Source organism: Aneurinibacillus tyrosinisolvens, assembly GCF_001015055.1.
GTDB classification, from domain to species: Bacteria; Bacillota; Bacilli; order Aneurinibacillales; family Aneurinibacillaceae; genus Aneurinibacillus_A; species Aneurinibacillus_A tyrosinisolvens.
Window position 1 is genome coordinate 1 of record NZ_BBWZ01000061.1, and the last position, 19,209, is coordinate 19,209.

Sequence of the window (19,209 nt, forward strand, 5' to 3'; positions counted from 1 at the left end):
GGGTGAACTTTTAACCTTCATAATATTATGTTAATTTTTTCTAATTTTGGTATTATTACTAATAATTATAATAGTATAAGGGCATTGTATAATTTTCCAATTATATCCTGGTTCTTAAATTTTATAGATATAATATCTATGTTATAATTCACATAAATGAATCAATTTCATAACTACTCATTGAAAAATGCGCATTTACAGGGATTATCAAGGTTTTAATATGTAGTTGTAAGTAAAACTTGGGGAGGTAATACATTTTTTGGCTCTTGAAACCCTTGCGGCTCTAAGGCTCCGAGTTATGAAATTGATTCAAATAAATTTAAGAAAAAGAAAATTGATAATTCTTAATATTCTCCTTTTAATCTATAAGACTAAGATATAGATAAATTTTCTATAAATTATATTTAGTAAAAAACAACAGCTTATCCTAATGGTAATTTATTCGTATTTAAATATTGGGGTGTGAAAAATTATTCCCCGTAAATATAAGTAAAGTTCGGTTCAATTAGCTAGAAGCTTGTATTCTTTATCAAATAAAAATGCATAATTTGGACTAGGAGAAAGGAAGAAGGGTATGGATTGGGCATTAGATTCTGTTAAGAATCAATATGTTAATGCTGAATTAGCAATGCGCCGTGTCAATTACATTTGTCCAAATTGTGGTGCTCCCGTAAGTCTGAGAAAAGGCCTCAAAATAAAGGCTTATTTTGCCCATGTTACGGGGAAAGCTAATGCTGCTTGTGAACTTTACATTCCTTACAAGAAAATTATTAGTAGTTTTTCTTTGGAAGATTACTATCGAACCTTAGAATTATATTTACGAATCATAAAAAATGTGCATTATTTTTGGAATTTGGAAATCGGTATTCCCGAGCCTGATGTTAAGGCTGGTAAATTAAAAATTCCCTTTTGCATGGGGAGGAGAAAGAATTGTTCCAGTTCATACAATTAGGCAGGGCGGGGCTCGAGTACAAGTTCGTCCTCAGAGTCAAATGTATCGAATCCTACGTGATGGGGTTCCAAACGGAAGATGGAACAGTAGAATAGAACAGCCTATACTTGGGTTAAAAGAGAATGAAGTAACAGTGTTTTATCATTCTCATAATGGGGGCGGAGAATACCTTTATCTAATCCCCTGTTCTGGGGAAGATCTTATGTATTGATTTGGCATACAAGCAACAAGATAGATAGATTGTTTGACCTTCATAATTTGGAGAGTACTAGCTTGCAAAGCCAAGCTTCCTGGACAGGTGCAATTATAAAATTGCCAGATAAATATGATAGACAAGTAGAATTATTGTTAAATCGGCTTACACACCGCGATATAAAAAATCCACCAGCTGAACTAGTTTTAGTAAGCCCCATACCTCAACAACAATTGGATGATGGAAGTTTAGTAGTTCCTTCGAATACCGAATTAACTTTTAGTATTATAGGTGAATCTGGAGTGCAAAAGTGGTCTGAAATTGTAACAGCGCGTCCCGATGAAGACGGGTTATTCAGATATAAGGGTGATGGTTCAGTTCCGTTTATCTTTTCTATAGATAAATTTAGAAAAGGCCGAACTGATATATGGCTAGATGACGACTTTGAAAGCGGTTTACAGTTAGTTTGCGAGTCAACATCAATGTTCAAACCAGCTATAGATGGAGTCATACTACGAACACAAGTAATAGGAGATGTACAAGAAGAGAAAACGGCTCTCCACAGCCCGCAAGCAGCCCACCTTTTCAGACAAATATATGAAGGAACAGTTCAACTTAAGGGAATTTACATACCTAGGGGAGTGCCGATAACTGTAAAATGGAAAGTAACAAAAGAGAAAGAATGGAAACTATGGTCTTCTAATTCTATAGGGCAAGAGGAGGTAAACGGCGAAAAAAACATTGCTGAATATTTGCTTTCAGTTTTATATGAGATCTTTGCACAACCTAACCTGGATTTTGAAATTGAAGCGGGGGAATTTGGAAATTTAAAAGTAACTTCAATTCCAGATATGGAAAGTAAATATATCTCTATGAATACTGAATGGCGTAAAAGAGTTAAATGGCTATTGTCTGTTACTCGTGATTTTCAAGGAGGAAAGAGAGAACATCATGGTTGGGAGCATTTAACTCCAAGTATAAAAAGTAAAATAAAGCAGTTTGATTTGGAAGATCAGCAACTACTACAAAGAATCCTCTCACGTTATTATTGGCCGACTAAGTTTATACCGTATGTAAGAGCGGTGTTTTATGATTTACATAAAGCTAGTTACCGTAATAATCGAGTTAATTGGGATACTTAAGAGCAAGGAGGAATTATTATGAAAATTAGGTACTCAAAAGAAAAGCAAGATGCGATTATAGAATATACCGTTGAAGAGTTTAGGGATTTTACAATGAAGATTCCTGTTTCAAAGCTTATGGTTATTACTAAACGTTTACCCCAAGAAAAGGGTTTCCGTCCTGGAAAGGATACAGTTCTTCGTTTAATTAAATTTTTTAAAAGGGTAAAACGATGGACGGAAAAAGACTGGGAACTCATGATTGATATTTGGGTTGTATGGACTGAATCTAATCCTGTTTTTCAACAAACTTTGAATCTTTATTCTAAAGATAAATTAGAGAAATTCATACAAGAAATGATTAATAAACCAGAGATAAGGTACAAGGCCACAGAAAAGCTTATTCAGGCAGGGAAAATTGAGATTGTATCCGAGGAAATGCTTTATGATTGGTATAAATTTGGGCCCTTTCCTACAGATGAGGAAGTAATAAATCTTATTAGGTCGGCAGGATTGCAAGAGGATTATGCACTACAACCACGTGTAGGTAAGATTGAAAATAAAGTCGGGCAACTCGAAGTTGTTTACCAGAATCTCGATATACAATACAAGTCCTTATATACAAACCTTGATATAAATACGAAGGTAGTTACGGAAATCAAAGAATTCAAGATTCAATTAGAAAGTAAAAGTGTTCAAAATCAGGAGATTATCGAACGGATAAATCATCTAGAAAATACAATCGATATTTTAAACAAAAATTACAATATAGCTTTACATCAGTTAGATTTACTTCGGGATAAATTATTAGAGTCAGAGAATAAAATTAATCTCATAAATGGAGAAGTACAAACCATAAAGAAAAGTAATACTAGTTGGGACGAAAAACACAGCCAACTAGAGGATTTATCTGGAAGTGTAAACAAATCCATTTTAGATTTAGAGGAAAAGATAAGTAATTTGCAACAAAATTCAGGGAAGAATATTGAAGAAAAGTTACAAGAGAATAGTACTAAACAGAGTACAAACTTACCGAGCAGGGGAGATAATCAAATTTTCGAGGTGCTACCTATCAGTTCACAGTACCGACCTGACTCCATACCTCTAGGTAATCTCAAACAAACAATTACTCATCTAGAAAAAAACCTTAATGGATTAGGTATTAAGTTATCAGATGCTCGAAACTTATCTACAGAGATATTCTCAGCTTTAGCTTCTGGACAATTAGTAACATTTGATGGGTCACTCGCTTTTATTGTTGCAGAACGTTGCGCTCTTAGTTTAGCAGGAGAGGGAGTTCATCTCATTAGAATCCCAATTGGGCTTACTGATACGTTATCTTTAGAACTTGAATTAAAAAAATATATAGAAACTTGTAGTGATTCTACGGTAGCTATCATTTTAGAAGGTATTAATCGTTCTTCCTTAGAGACATATGGATTTTTTATACGCCAATTGATAATTGAACGGTTATTTCATAAACAAGACAACGGATTATCACTTTTATTATTTGCTACAATAGCAGGAGGTCCAACAGCCATACCTTACGGAAAAGAAGTTCTTGAGCTTGGACCAGTTTTTCATACAGACGTTTTAGGATGGATGAATAAAAGTGCCTCTAAAGAAATGCCAGGTTCTATCCAAAATGATGTTTGGTTGCAGGTTACTGAGTTATCCGATATAGAGGTAGACTGGGAAGAAATATCGATACCAGATTGGCTTCTTCGTGAGGGAGGGGCATTTTGGCGTCGTACTCTTATGATGGCTTGCACATTAGGAATGGAATTAGAATCGAGTTCTAATTACCCTATTCAAAAATTAGTATTATTCGGTTGGGTTTTACCCATGGCTCTTCAAATAGGTGGAGATAGAATAAAGGAAATTATTGATATAAACATAGATGATGATAGAACTAAGGGACTTTTACATTTTAATAATCCAGAAATGGTAGAAATATGAATAGTTTTCGTCAACTTATTGCAGCCGATGCTCTAAAAAATATTTTAAGAGATATCGGTGTTTCTACTCCAGATGATAAGGTTTATGAGTACAACTTAATCTTGTCAGAGTACTTAAGAAGAAGTCTTTATCGTTTATCGTTTGAAGAAGGTGGGCAAAAGGAATTTGCTCCCGTACATATTCGCCGGCTTATAAATACGGTAAGCGGGCACTTAAAAGTACTTTGGTCTGAATTAGAAAAAGAAAAAAGTCAATTTCTTTTTAAACTTAATAACGATAATCAAGAAATAACAATTAATGATGAAATTAAGTGGGTTTTAGAACGTATTGCTTTACTAGGTGATTGTATGCATATTGGTAATGGTTTTTGGTTGCCCACACCAATAAAATTAGTTCAGTTACCTCAAAGTAATGAAACCATAATTATTGGTGGTTTCGATACACAATCCCTAAAATCTTACTTTCCTAGTGTGAGGATTGCTGGTTATGGAAGATTCCTTCTCAATAAAGAAATTCCCTTTGGATATTATCAAAATAAGAATTGGTGGCAAGATTATCAAAATTGGTTAGGTTGGATACCAAAAGATTTACATTCCTGGACACAGGAAAAAATTAATTGTATTAACAAAGAAGGGAGCCTTAGTTCCTCAACATTTTTAGACTTTGAAGTATTTGTCTCAACATGGGCTATTAAAAATAGAGTGCGTCAATCTTGGATTCCATTTGAAACCTTTCTTGGGATGAATGGAACAGAAACAGTTATGCTTTGTAGAACAAAGAAACCTACACGTTATTTCTTAGGAGTTTTTGAAAAGGCGAGGATGGTACGGGAACTTGCAATACAGGAACAAGATATTGCGCGGTGGCTCATGGTTGGCCTTCGAATTCGACATGGTTTAAAACCATATGCAAGATGGAAGGGAAACAATTTAACAGTCTATCCTCCTTTACCCTTTTCTTTGGAAAGGCATTTAACAATATACGCTTGTAAGCTCTTAACAAGACATAAAGGAAATTATTATGTTCCAAAATTCTTTCATGGGAATATAAATAAATTCCTTCATTTGTTTGGTTATGAGGTTAAGCAGACAGGAGGAGATTAATATGAGTAATAATGAATCAACTGGAGTTTTTGGAATTACCGCCGCCCTTCATGATACATTGCGTTCATATCTTGAGTCTACTTACCATGTGCGTAATAAAAGTTTGATAAGTGAGCGTCTTCATTTATTAGAACAGGTAGGATACATAAGCCAAGAACCTTATGTCGAATCAACACCAAGTTATGAAATTGGTTCTCCTTATACTGAACTTAATATTTCTATTCCAGCTAAAAATATTTTAACTGAGCTATCTGGTTTCTCTCCATCTGTTGGGGTTTTTCCTCGGCCTTATCAGCATCAATCTGATGCTTTAGAGGTTTTTCTTGGGGAAGAACAAGATATTATTGTAGCGACAGGTACTGGCTCTGGTAAAACAGAAAGTTTTTTAATGCCAATTTTAGGTGCTTTAGCCGTGGAGGGGGCGGAACGCTCAGAAACTGCATCACTTCCAGGTTGCCGTGCACTCCTTCTTTATCCTATGAACGCATTGGTTAATGATCAGCTTGCTCGAATTAGAAGACTTTTTGGTGATGAACGAGTTTCTAATGCATTAAGCACTGGGCGGAACCGTCCAGTTCGTTTTGGCTCGTATACCTCCAGAACATCTTATCCAGGGGAGCGTAACGGAAGTAAGGATTATTCTCATCTTGCTCCAATGTTCGAAAACTTCTACTTAAAGCACACAGAAGATAGTGAAATGATAAATCTTCTTAAGGAAAAAGGTAAATGGCCTAGTAAGGATTTACTTAATTTCTATGCTAAGGAGCAAGAGGAAGTTGGAGTTTACCAATCTGGTCGACGTCAAGGAAAAACCCGTATTAAGCGTAATTGGGATCGGAGATTACAGACTCAGCCAAATGACCGTGAGTTATTGACACGTCATGAAATGCAGCATGCATGTCCAGATATTTTAATAACAAACTATTCCATGCTTGAATATATGCTTATGCGACCTATTGAACGTTCCATTTTTCAACAGACAAAGGAATGGCTAGAATCTAATCCAGAAAATCAATTGATTTTAGTATTAGACGAGGCACATATGTATCGTGGAACTGGAGGAGCAGAAGTTGCCCTCCTTATTAGGCGTTTAATAGCTCGCCTAGGTACTTCGCGTGAAAGAGTACGGTGTATATTAACAAGTGCAAGTCTTGGGGAGGGAAAAGAGGCAGAAGAAGCTGTTGAAGACTTTGCTCGAGAATTAACGGGGTTATCAGCAACATCTGAGAGAGGGTTTAAATTAATTAAGGGAGTACAGGAAAGGAGAAGCGGGGTCAGAAGTGGAACGGAATTCGAGGGAGAGATATTAGCAAAAGTTGATATTAGTTTGTTGCAAAAAGCTGAGGTTGATACCCCAACTGCCGTAGAAGCTCTTGCAGAATTAATTTCAGCTCTCAAATGGCCTAGTTCTCCAATTGACTTTGATGGCTTTGCTGAATATCTTTTTGTAAGATTGACAGGATGGGGCCCAGCAGAGTTTATGGTACAAGCATTGGGAGGGAAAGCTGTTCCACTTAATCAACTAGCTCATATACTATTTCCTAAGAATAATGAAAGTACTTCAAGGTTAGCTACAGAAGTATTGATAGCATTAGGAACTATTGCACATAGAAAATCTGATAAAAAGGTATTCCTTCCAACTCGCTTACACCTATTCTATCGTGGACTCCCAGGTTTATACGCTTGTACAAATCCAGACTGTACTGAAAGGATAGATAATAATCCGCCTGAGCGTCCAATTCTGGGTAAACTCTATACAGCACCACTACTTCACTGTTCTTGCTCCAAAAAGTCTCGGATTTTTGAATTATTAACACATCGTGACTGTGGTGCAGCATTTCTTCGGGCATATGTACGTGGGGATAAAGAAAACTTTTTATTACATGAGCCAACTGGGTTAGTTGGAATGGACACTGAATTATCGGAAAAGCTTTATCAAGTACAGCTATTAGTTGATGGAGAACCACATCCAAATGCTTTACAAGACTGTGTTTCCGCCTGGTTGGATATCACTACAGGTCATCTTATTGATACTGAACCAAGAGAACAAGAAGGGTTTATAAAAGTTTACAAACCAGTAGGAGCAGCAGGGGCAAATGATTACACTTTCAAACGCTGTCCTATTTGTCTTCGCTCTTGGCGTGGGCGTAGTAAAATCATGGATTTAGCAACTAAGGGTGAAGCTCCTTTTGCTAACTTAGTAAAATCCCAATTATTTTTCCAACCTCCGAAGAAGAGGGAGTCCTTAGATTACCCTAATGGGGGAAGGAAGGTCTTACTATTCTCGGATGGGCGGCAGAAGGCTGCAAGATTAGCTAGGGATATTCCGAGAGAGGTAGAATGGGATTCCTTTAGACAGACAATTGCTTTAGCTGCGGTTCGATATCGGGATTTGAAAGGAAAGGATCCAAAACTTAATTCTTCCCTTTATTGTGCGTTTATATCTGTCGTTTCTCAATATAATCTTCAGTTTTTCGACGGACAAGACCGTAAAGAATTGGTTAATGCTATACAAGATTTTAGGCGGGACTATGATGGAGAGCTAGAAATAGCTCTTGATAACGATTGGCAACCGAGGCCTCCAGTGAGTTATTATCGTGCATTGTTAAGACAACTTTGTAGCCGAGAATTCTCAATTCGTGCAGCAACATTGGGTTATGTTAAACCTGCATTACCTCGTCTCTTAGAACGAGATATCCAAGAAATTACCAATAAACTAACAACAAATGATGTGGAAGCTTTAGCAGTAACATTCATAGAGGAAATACTTGCAGAATACGCATTTGAATCAGAAAGTATAATAGCTCCTTCGGTAAGACAGGAGGCTGCAAACCATCCTCAAGATAGTTGGACAAGTGATGGAAAAATAGGAGATAGTTTTAAACTAATCCTTGAACAACAATTTAAATGTACAAAAGATGAAGTGGAAAAAATTGAAAATGTTTTGCGCAAACGACTCTGTCATGCTAATGGAAATGCCTTTGTTATTAAAAGTGATGCAGTAGCTCTCTATGTTAATACAGATGTGCCATGGTACAAATGTAAAATATGTACAAATCTTTCACCAGTTAACATAGGGGGATCGTGCGTAAATTGTGGAAGTCATGAAATAGAAAAATTAATTCCTTCTACTAGTGATTATATACGTGCGAGAAAAGGATTTTTACGTGATACAGTTGTTCAGGCAGTATCGGGAGAGGGTCGCCCTAAGCATATTACAGCGGAAGAGCATACAGCTCAGCTTTCTCAACGAGACACAGGAGTTGTTTTTGCAACAACAGAAAAGTATGAGTTGCGCTTCCAAGATATATACATTGATGATGCTGGTCCCATTGACGTTTTAAGTTGTACTACTACTATGGAAGTTGGGATTGATATTGGTTCTCTTGTAGCTGTAGGTCTTCGCAATGTTCCACCTCAACGAGAAAACTATCAGCAAAGAGCGGGCCGTGCGGGAAGGCGTGGATCAGCAGTTTCAACGGTTATCACTTATGCCCAAGGTGGGCCCCATGATAGTCATTACTTCCATAATCCAAAAGAAATCGTAGCTGGGACACCACGTCAGCCTATGATAAAAACAGATAATGCTAAGATAGCAAGACGTCACGTACATGCTTATCTTTTCCAAACATTCTTTCATGAGATGATAGATGAGGGTGGAGAAAACACTCAAACTAGTGGAAAAAGCTTATTTTCTGTTTTAGGTGCAACATCTGATTTCTTTAGTGAATCAGATGAAAATTTATTAACTTTATCTCAGTTTGATGAATGGTTGCAAAGGAAGGTCATTAACGCTGACGCTGATCTTGCAGAGCATATAGCTAATTGGTTACCAGAGGAAGTAACAGAGGACAAGTATAGTTGGGTTAGAGAAGTTGCTAAAGATTTATTAAATAAACTAAAAATACTTTCCATCAATATAACTACAGAAAATCTAGATATAGAGGGTACTAATTATGATGACGAGGAGGAAATAGACAGAATCGATTTGAATGAGAGCCGCAATGAATTATTATCCTTCCTTTTTGATGAGGGGTTTTTACCAAGTTATGCATTTCCACTTGATCTTTGTAGCTTTATTATTGAGGAAACCGAACCGAAAAGAGGAGGATTTAAGGTTATTGTTAAGGAACGTCCACAACAGTCTATAGATAAGGCTTTGAGTGAATATGCACCTGGACGTTTAATAGTAGTTGATAAGATAACTTATCGCTCAGGTGGTATAACTGCAAATTCTTCTAAAGTGACTGATCCTGATAGAGCAGCTCCTTTATTTAAAAATAAATTACGTCCATATGTAACTTGCAGACGGTGTACTTTTGTACAGGATAAGTCTGTAGATCCACAAGAACTCTCCGATTGCCCAATTTGTGGGGGGGCTTTGGATAAAGGGGACCTTTTAATACCAGAAGTATTTCATCCAGAGAAGGCAGGACCAATAAGTGGTATTGATCAGGATCAAGAGATTACTTATGCGACATCAGCTCAATTTCCAGTTCCTCTATCAGAGGATGATCTGCGTAATTGGTGGAAAGTTGGTCATCATCTAACAATGACCCATGCAAGAGATAGACGTTTAGTTATGGTTAATAAAGGAAATGAAGAAACAAATGAAGGTTTTACGGTTTGTGTTAAGTGCGGAGCGGCTTCTATTTTTGACCCTGAAAAACCACGTCGTGGTATCCATACTCGTCCGTATAAGGTAGAGCCTCGCCAAGGAATAAATGCTTCTCCACGCTGTGATGGTGAATTTCGACGTGTTTATCTTGGGCACCAGTTTCAAACTGACTTATTGATTTTACGTTTAAATATTGAGAAGCCTCTTGTGAGAAGTGTAAATACTAGTATCTCCAGTAGTATTCTCAACGATGCACTCAGAACAGTTTCAGAAGCACTTCTTCTTGCATCAAGTCAAGAACTTGATTTGGATCCTACAGAGTTCCAGACTGGATATAGACTTGTGAGAACAGGACCAGATGAAATGTTGAGGGCTGATATTTATCTATTTGATACACTATCTGGGGGAGCTGGTTATGCCGAGCAAGTTGGCCAACAAATCGAAAGGGTTTTACAAAGGACTCTCGGTATACTAGAACATTGCCCGTCAAATTGCGATCGTTCATGTACTGAGTGTTTGCGACATTATCAAAATCAGTATTGGCATCCCCAACTTGATCGCCATTTAGGTGCTGCAGTTCTAAGGTTTATGTTGGAGGGGAGTATCTCAAAAGTCAAATCAATATCTGAACAAGTTGAAGAGTTACAATCTTTAACAAGATTGTTAGAACTGGATGGATTTTCTTGTACTTCAAACGTTAAATACAAAAATTCACAAGTGCCACTACTAATTGATAATGACGGAAGAAAGATAGTAGTGGGTACTTATCCTGCGCTAATAAATGAATTAGATATTGAGTTATTTCATCCTCTCTTAGAAAAAGATACAGGAATTTCAGAAGACGAAGTACATTTAGTAAATGAGTATCTATTGACTAGGAATTTACCTTTAGTGTACAACAGAATTAGGGCACAACTCGAATCCCGTAATTAGACATTTACTTGTTATGCAAGAATTTATTTTTAATAGGGCATCACTGGTTTATTAAATCAGTGATGCCTTTCTAAATGGAAAGGCAGCTTTCATTTTCTATGACTGCAGTGGGATTAAATTTATGACAAAAAAAGGTATTGTTATTCAACCAAAATTAAAACCTAATTTGATTGAGGAATTATATAAATTACTATTTGAAGCAACAGCTATTCCTCCAGGAGATGAAAGAGCAAATTTTATAGAAACACATTGTCAACAAATAAGTGTTAATTCCTTAGACGATTTCCGTTATCACTGCGTTTCTTTTATTTTTGCGAGATCTTTTTGCGCAGAAATGGGAAATTAAATTCCAGGAGGGAATTCCACATATTAATCATCCTTCAAATTCTGAGGGTATAAAGGATAAGGATTGGTATCGCGCAGTTTTACTTAAAGAACGAGACAAACAACTACATAAACCTGCTGTTACTAGGTTCATAGATAATATGGAAAGGAAGATATGTGACTTAATTGCAAATCCTACTTCATTAATTAAAGCAATTGATACTTTGGGAGCCGAATCTGTAAAACCTTATTTACAAATCATTGACTCTAAGAATGACCGTGATGATATAACGGGATTACGTTTATTAGACATTTGGCGCTATTTCCGCCTTACTTGGGCTCTCCCACATAAACCTACACCAGGAAGAAAACTATTTATTTTAATTCGAGATGCTGGACAGAAAAACCATCCTATCATGGGGATTGCGGCATTGGGAAACAGTATTATACAAATCACGTCTAGAGATAATGAGATTGGATGGACAATTGAAAGTCTAATTAAAAGAATAGATAAGTTAGATGATTCTTCTGCGGATATAGTTTTACAGTCACTTAGAATAGCACTAGAACGAGCTATATCAGGAATTAGTATGGAAGATTTTATACCTGCAGGAAAAAAACTTCTCACAATACAAGAGCAAATTTTGCTTCTTGAAAGGATTGTAGAGGAGGTTCCTGAGCCTTCATCATCAAATGCTCATATGGAAATAGGGGCAAGGGCTTGGTCACAACTTAGTCAGACGTCTCTATATCGTCGAAAACGTGCAAGTTCATTAATCGAATTATTACGTGCTAATAATATGTTCCAACAAGTTCCAACTGAATCTTCCTTAGTGGGATTAAGGAAACTTTTGACTTCTTCTGCTGGGCGTTCGGCAATTACTATTGCTTTACAAGCTAATAAGAAGGAAAAAATCGGGGCTAATATGATGGATATTATTGTTTGTGGAGCTATTCCTCCATACAACCATTTATTGGCAGGTAAATTAGTTTCTTTGTTAATGATGAGTCCTGAAGTGAATCGTTATTATGAAGAGCGCTACCAAAATCAAGTTTCAGTTATTGCTTCAGGTATGAAAGGAGAGCCAGTTATACGCGACTCTAGGTTAGTTTTCCTTGGTACAACCAGTCTTTATGAGACGGGGAGCAGTCAATATAATCGGGTGTCTCTTCCTATTAATTCAATATGCTCAAAATATACAATAAAGAAAATGCAGTTCCAAAAGCTTGGACTTACTAAGGGATTTGGTACAGTGTATGTTTCGGATCAAACTGTAGGGGCCTTATCAGATTTGATTCTAAAAGAGTGCGGTTCACAGCAAGTCTCTACAACTTTCGGTGAGGGCACAAGCCCACGACTGCGTTTAATTAAAAAGGGGCTTAACCTACTTGGACTTCCAGCAAGTAATTTAATTAGACACAACTTCAAAAGAATTGTTTACGGAGTAGAACTTGCTGAAAATACTTATGAATTTCTCCGTGGGGAGGAAGAAACTCCTAGGTACTATTTGAATCAAGAGAACCCTGAAGAAATAACGGAAGAAATCTGTAAGTTCTGGAGAAATCGTTGGTTGGCAATGCGAATTAAGAATTCTAATGTTCTAAATCAAGTTCGTGAGTTTCGTATCGAGGAATTCTTAGTAAGCAATAACTTATAGTTTTAGTGGGGGTGCTACAAAACGCATAGTCTCTGAATAATAGGCAATAAAAAACCACCTGCTTGGAAAAAATGATGAGTATCCCACCAAAGTATTAACTAACGACGTGGATACTCTCATGATGCCCAAACTTTCTATAAATTAATGTAATATTAGCAATCAATAACTGTATGTTTTAGCATGTTTTAACTTTTTTGGATTATTATGATATTCTTGAAACGACATATGTAACAAGAAGACCTGGTGTTCCAAGAAAAGTGATGTTGAAATGCTTTATTATCAAGACACATTTCGAAATCCCTTTCTTACGGAAGCTTGTTAAGTTTCTTAGTAGTTACCCTTATTGGTGCTGGATAGCTGGACTTCCCTCTGTTCCCCATCTTTCGACGTTTTCACGTGCAGCCAGCTGATGGAGAACGAAGGTTTCTCTTTTCTTCATAGGGCTGTTCTCAAACGTTTGCCTGTTGATACGAAGCTTGCGATGATTGATCGTACAGCTCTTCGAAGCAGTTTATATGACCAGCAGGCAGAATGGGGGGAAATCCACAAGATACAAGTGGTATAAGGGTTATAAACTTCATTTAGCGACAACAAGTACGGGCATTATTTTAGCCCATCAATTTACAACAGCGAATGTATATGGTAGCGAAGCAGTCCCTGATTTATTGAACCAGCTAACCGAGTTTAAGATTGGGTTTGCACGTGGTGATGAAGCGTATGACAGCAAGCTGATTCGTGAACAAGCCAAGGAACGGGATATTCTTTTTCTTACCCCTTTGAATAAAAGAAAAGGTGGAAAAAGAAAGAAATCATTTGCTCGGGTTATTCCTACTTTCTTGAAGACGACCTTCGGTCGTTCCCTATTTCGACGCCGTTCGGAAATTGAACGTGTGTTCTCCTTTTTGAAAAATAAACAAGGAATAGAACAACCGCGTTGGTATGGTAAAAATCACTATCATTTTCATTGCCAGCCATGTGTTCTTATTCATAACATTGGATTTTTATTTTAGTTTTGCAACACCATCTTTAGGGAAAAAGCTTTGTTATACTCCGTTATTCTTGAATTTTTACTAGGCTTCCCTTTTTCTGATATCTTCAAGAATGGGACGAGGGTGTAAATCAGTTAAAAAATTGAGTGTTCCTATACCAAATAGCAATTGAAGTTACCTTAGTTTTTAGTCGGTTTTTTTCTTTTTTTAATGTATAATATGGGAAATCAGTGCTTTGACTTATGAAACGATATTTACTCAATCAATAGTCTAAATATCGGATAAAGTTTGGTGATATGGTAGGTGATTATATGCCACTCACAGCGGGCATCGTTAATCAAAATGGAAATTTGCCGAATGAAGTAAATGCGAAATTGAGTTCCCTTTTCGCGGCAGTGGACAAGCAAGTTGCGGAGCTTGCTCAACAAGCAGGTCTCCCACCTTCAAGAGTACGATTATTACGACCTTGTAATTTAGCTGTGCTTGTCGGAGATTATAAAGTATTTGTTATCCTAACGAATATAAATGCTGGCGGAATCGTTACCCATACATTTATTGACTGGAGGGGGAAACCTCCAATTGACTTGTCGATAGCCATACACTTGGCTGAAAGGGATTTGTCTTTTGAAGAAGCATCTGGCTTTGAATTCTCTGCTGCTTTCATAGAGGCTACAGAGGAAGATAAAATTGGATATGCTCATCTTGTTGCAAATTCTTATATGAATGAGGAGATGGAATACTTGGACAGATTAAATAGAATCGTAAAAATTAATCCGATTTTCCAAGGTCGTGATTTCCTTGTAAATCAATCTCTGGTCTTTATGTTATCCCCCTTCTCAGAACCTTATAATGCCATCTATGAAGACCATATAAAACCAACAGTAGAGGGGATACCTGGTTTAAGATGTCAAAGGGCTGATAACATTTATGATAATAGATCAATAATGGAGGATATCTGGACAAATATCAATGAAGCAGGAATTATCATCGCTGAACTTACAGGAAGAAACCCAAACGTCTTCTATGAGACTGGCATAGCACATACGGTTGGGAAAGAGGTCATTTTAATAGCTCAAACTATGGAAGACGTTCCATTCGACCTTCGTCATCTCAGATGTATTGTTTATGATTATACCCCCCGTGGTGTTCAAACCCTGCAAACGAACTTGACCAACACCATTCAAACAATTCTTAATAGAAGATAATTTAAAGCCCTGAAACATGTCAGGGCTTGTTTTTTGGTGGGGACACATCGTATAACCTGTTGTCACTGTCTACTCGACACATGTGGAGTGTGTGGTAGGGATATATTTGAGGGAGGGGAATAGGTAAATGCTACAACAAGGTCTGCTGAGAAAGCAGGCTTTTCTTTTATGAACTATCCTGAAGAGTTAAAAGTTAAAATGAAAGAAGCATTATGTTGACCTCTCCCCACAGCGGTGGAGGTTTTTTCATGCGAACATATACTCCGAGATATGAGTTCGAATACATACTCGAACATAGAGGAGCGAGGATTGGGTATTGTTAATTTGACTAATATGATCTACTACGTTTATAAGCCTATTCAGAAGAAATTTGAGAAACGAAAAGTTACTTGTATTTAGTATAATAGATGTGTTGGTTATTGTATTATGGATAATAGAATGACTGCCTAAATAGGTATTTATAATATAGAACATAGGAGGATTACATGTCCTGGAGCAAATTGAAGCAACATCTGGAGAGTTTTCTCTGTCCTGCGTTATATGGAAGGGTCGAATACCGTGCAACCAGCTACCGTTATTTACCTGATAAAGCAGGACTTTGTTATATAGCGGTAGATAAAAAGAACGTACTCAATATGAGTGATAAAATTACCTTAATCAGATGGTATCAGACTGAGCTGGAAATTAAGAATGATTCAGATATCCAAATTCCTATCAACAATGAAGAAATTGAAGCGGTCAGAAAAGATATCAAGGGGATAGTTCCGGAGGATCGTCTAAAAGTAATTGCAAGAAGTAGAAAAATATCAGAATATGCAAAGGAGCTTTTGTCAGCACAGTCATCATTAAGTAAATCAAATTTTATCGTTGTAGCTACTAAGTTTTTATCCATTTCTATAGAGGAAAGCATAGAGAGCAATGATATCTTATTGAATATTCTTGCTTTGGTGGACAGACGGATTGGAAAAAAGCGAATTTTAAACATGACCGAGAAGATGAAGTTAAAGCATCCAATTGTGCAGTATTTTTATGAACTACGGCTTAGTACGTTATGAAAATAAATAACTCATTCACTTCCAAACTGGAGATCTTTTCATGCGAACAGACACTAGTTGACAGGTTATTGTCATTGATGGGTGTATAATGGTGGAAATAAGCTAATTTGTAAAGAATTTACCGAATGGATTGTGGAATAAGTCTAGAGGACTATTCAAGCTGGTTTTCGGAATGATTATTAATGATATTCTATATTAGGGTAACAGACAACAATTGGTTTTAATAGGTGCTAATATACAGCTGGATGCAAGCAAGTTTTCAAGGCGCTTCATACAAATGATCTATTCCTGTTCGATATCTCGATGTTATCACGTTTTAACAAGAACTTGTAATTCTATATAGATAAAATTAGGGGAAAGGGCTGAACACATGGGGAAGAAACATCTGTCTGAAGAAGATATCAAAGCCAGATATATTACACCAGCAATCACTGATGCAGGTTGGGATATTAAAAAACAAGTGCGATTAGAATACGCTTTTACAGCAGGGCGTATTATTCTTCGTGGAAACATAACAGCAAGGGGTAAACAGAAGCGAGCGGATTATGTCCTTTTTTATAAAAGTAATTTTCCTTTAGCGATTGTGGAAGCTAAAGACAATAATCATCCGATAGGTGGCGGTTTACAACAAGCCATCGGCTATGCCAAAGCATTGGATGTTTATTATGTTTATGCTTCAAATGGTGATGGCTTTGTAGAACAGAACCTCATTACTGGTGAAGTAAGAGAACTAAGACTTGAAGAGTTCCCATCACCGGAGGCACTATACCATAGATATTTAAACGATAAAGGCATTACACAAACCGAAGAAAAGGCACTGCTTGAGCCTTATTACTATATTCCGAATTACAAAACACCAAGATATTATCAAAGAGTTGCTATTAATAGAACAGTAGATGCAGTTGCCAAGGGACAGAATCGTGTGCTTTTAGTCAGCGCTACTGGTACCGGTAAAACCTTTATGACCTTTCAAATTATCTACAGGTTATGGAAAGCGGGAATCAAGAAAAAGATCTTATTCTTGGCAGATCGGAATGTGCTGGTTGACCAGACCATTTCCGGAGATTTCAAACCCTTTAGTGGCAAGATGACAAAAGTCACAAACAAAAATCTCGATAGCTCCTATGAAATCTATTTAGCGCTTTATCAACAGCTTACAGGGGATGACGGTAAAGAAGCCTATTTACAGTTCCAGCCGAACTTCTTTGATTTAATCGTTATTGATGAGTGCCACAGAGGAAGTGCCAGAGAAGAGTCTGCATGGAGAAAAGTTCTCGATTACTTTTCAACGGCAACGCATATCGGCTGTACTGCAACGCCTATTGAAACCAAAGAAGCATCTAGTTTAACCTACTTTGGTGAGCCTATTTATGAGTACTCCCTTAAGCAAGGCATTGATGACGGCTTTTTAGCCCCTTACAAAGTTATCAGAATTGGTCTAGATAAAGACCTTGAAGGCTACCGACCCGAAGCTGGCAAGGTGGATAAACATGGTTATGAGATTGAAGATCGGGAATACAATGTCAAAGATTATGATAGAAATCTGGTCATTGATGACAGAACCCGAGTGGTTGCATCTAAAATTACGGAGTTGTTGAAGAAAACAGACCGTTTTAGTAAGACCATCGTATTCTGCGTGGATATTGAACACGCAGAGCGGATGAGGCAGGCGCTCATCAACGCAAACAAGGATTTATATTCAGAGAATAATAAATACATCATGCGGATAACCGGAGATAATGGTGAAGGGAAAGCCCAACTGGAGCATTTCATAGATGAAGAAAGTACTTATCCCGTTATTGCGGTGACCAGTAAACTCATGACCACTGGTGTGGATGCAAAAATGTGCAAGCTAATTGTCCTTGAGAACAATATCAATAGCATGACCGAATTTAAACAGATTATCGGTCGTGGTACTCGACTTTTAGAGGAATATGGCAAGACCTACTTTACCATTATGGACTACCGTAATGCCAGCCGTCTCTTTGCCGATCCTGCCTTTGATGGCAAGCCGGAAGTGGTCATTGATCTTAGTGGAGATGATCCGGTGGATGAGCCTGAATCAGAAACAGAAACAGAAGAAGAAAATGAGGAAAATGGCAATGAACAAGATGGTGGTGTCATCAGTGAAACTAATGGAGATTACCACACAGGTGATACCGATGGCTTTGATGACGAGGGTGAAGATAAGCCTAGGAAGTACTATAAAGATAGTGTCGTTTCTTCACATTCTCTGCTCGCTCCTTTTTCGTTAAAGGCGCTTTATCATAGGCTAGATGGCAAATTAAATCAAAGTCATCCAGCTCCGTTTTCCCTAGTTCTTCTCTTACTGCATCTAAAAGCACACCATCATCTTGCAGCTCATCAATGATGGCTTGTTTTTTCTCTGCCTCTGTCCATGTTCTTAAGAAATCATCCAGCTTTGCATATTGCTCAAGAATATTTTTCTTGGTATAGTCAATCAGACTTTCAGTGATTAACTTTCCATCCTTATCTACATACTGTACACGCTCTGAAAGAACTTTGACTAATACATCACCTACATAGGTATTCTGATACTGCCTAGAAAGTCATAGAAGCACTCCTTGATAAGTATGCCAATGATGGAATTAAAGAGATTGAAGATACAAGGTGCTTCAACTCAAGGAGTTTTCCAAGATTGGAAGTCCCATGAAAATAGTCAAAGCCTTCGGTGGTAAAGAAGCCTATCAAAAGGCAGTTCAAGAACTGGAAAATGAAATTTATTACGCGAATCAATTTCATAACTCGGAGCCTTAGAGCCGCAAGGGTTTCAAGAGCTAAAAAATGTAGCACCTCCCCAAGTTTTGCTTACAATTATGTGTTACATCCTTGGTTATTCCTGTAAAAACGCAGTTTTTAATGAGTCATTATGAAATTGATTCATGTATTAAACTTTATTATACTAAAGTTTATAATGTCTCTGTAAAAGTACATGTTTAACATTACATAGGTATGTATTTGAAGAAAATAGATGAAAGAGGTGCCTACGATGTCTCCAGAGGAAATTGAAAAGCTCAAAGCTGAATTAGAAAAGGTAATGAAAGAAGAAATGGGAAAATGCTTAAAGGATGAATTAAC

Annotated in this window: 11 protein-coding genes and 3 pseudogenes; 13 read left to right on the forward strand and 1 reads right to left on the reverse strand. The window is 37.1% G+C overall.

The genetic code is table 11. The features are described from left to right. Window positions 1–574: 574 nt before the first annotated feature. From MBEAL2_RS26265 to hsdR, 12 genes and pseudogenes are all read left to right on the forward strand, one after another. A complete protein-coding gene (locus MBEAL2_RS26265) occupies window positions 575–952 on the forward strand; it encodes a competence protein CoiA family protein (RefSeq protein WP_047155177.1) in 378 nt (125 codons plus the stop codon). A 273-nt stretch (window positions 953–1,225) separates the two neighbouring features. Next, a complete protein-coding gene (locus MBEAL2_RS26270; protein ID WP_047155178.1) occupies window positions 1,226–2,287 on the forward strand; it encodes a hypothetical protein in 1,062 nt (353 codons plus the stop codon). An 18-nt stretch (window positions 2,288–2,305) separates the two neighbouring features. Then, window positions 2,306–4,225: a coiled-coil domain-containing protein gene (locus tag MBEAL2_RS26275; protein WP_047155179.1), complete on the forward strand. Its 1,920-nt coding sequence runs from the start codon at window positions 2,306–2,308 to the stop codon at window positions 4,223–4,225. Next, entirely contained in the window at window positions 4,222–5,328 is a 1,107-nt protein-coding gene (druD, locus tag MBEAL2_RS26280) for a Druantia-type antiviral defence protein DruD (protein ID WP_047155180.1), read from the forward strand. Before MBEAL2_RS26275 ends, druD begins: the two co-directional genes overlap by 4 nt. A 1-nt stretch (window position 5,329) precedes the next feature. Beyond that, a complete protein-coding gene (locus MBEAL2_RS26285) occupies window positions 5,330–10,879 on the forward strand; it encodes a DEAD/DEAH box helicase (RefSeq protein WP_047155181.1) in 5,550 nt (1,849 codons plus the stop codon). Window positions 10,880–11,000: 121 nt separating this feature from the next. Beyond that, a complete protein-coding gene (locus tag MBEAL2_RS31405) occupies window positions 11,001–11,225 on the forward strand; it encodes a hypothetical protein (protein ID WP_152667936.1) in 225 nt (74 codons plus the stop codon). Between the two features lie 139 nt (window positions 11,226–11,364). Further along, complete coding sequence (locus tag MBEAL2_RS26290; RefSeq protein ID WP_152667937.1) at window positions 11,365–12,861, forward strand: Druantia anti-phage system protein DruA; 1,497 nt, start codon at window positions 11,365–11,367, stop codon at window positions 12,859–12,861. A gap of 194 nt (window positions 12,862–13,055) precedes the next feature. Beyond that, complete coding sequence (locus MBEAL2_RS34200; protein ID WP_152667938.1) at window positions 13,056–13,271, forward strand: transposase; 216 nt, start codon at window positions 13,056–13,058, stop codon at window positions 13,269–13,271. 75 nt (window positions 13,272–13,346) lie between these two features. Beyond that, on the forward strand, window positions 13,347–13,871 hold the full coding sequence (locus MBEAL2_RS29815; protein ID WP_052948040.1) for a transposase: 525 nt from the start codon (window positions 13,347–13,349) through the stop codon (window positions 13,869–13,871). A gap of 290 nt (window positions 13,872–14,161) precedes the next feature. Further along, window positions 14,162–15,055 (forward strand): hypothetical protein, encoded by an 894-nt coding sequence (locus tag MBEAL2_RS29820; RefSeq protein ID WP_052948041.1) that lies wholly within the window; start codon window positions 14,162–14,164, stop codon window positions 15,053–15,055. A 485-nt stretch (window positions 15,056–15,540) separates the two neighbouring features. Next, window positions 15,541–16,110 carry an SF0329 family protein gene (locus MBEAL2_RS26305; RefSeq protein ID WP_047155183.1) on the forward strand — a complete coding sequence of 190 codons (570 nt, stop codon included), beginning with the start codon at window positions 15,541–15,543 and terminating at the stop codon, window positions 16,108–16,110. Window positions 16,111–16,480: 370 nt separating this feature from the next. Continuing rightward, window positions 16,481–18,170: pseudogene (gene hsdR / locus MBEAL2_RS26310) on the forward strand (EcoAI/FtnUII family type I restriction enzme subunit R); the annotation flags it as partial. Between the two features lie 135 nt (window positions 18,171–18,305). Here hsdR and MBEAL2_RS34205 read toward each other — a convergent pair. After that, window positions 18,306–18,656, reverse strand: a pseudogene (locus tag MBEAL2_RS34205) (type I restriction-modification enzyme R subunit C-terminal domain-containing protein); the annotation flags it as partial. Here MBEAL2_RS34205 and MBEAL2_RS34440 point away from each other — a divergent pair. Next, window positions 18,650–18,888, forward strand: a pseudogene (locus tag MBEAL2_RS34440) (type I restriction-modification enzyme R subunit C-terminal domain-containing protein); the annotation flags it as partial. The pseudogenes MBEAL2_RS34205 and MBEAL2_RS34440 sit on opposite strands and share 7 nt — an antisense overlap. Window positions 18,889–19,209: the final 321 nt, after the last annotated feature.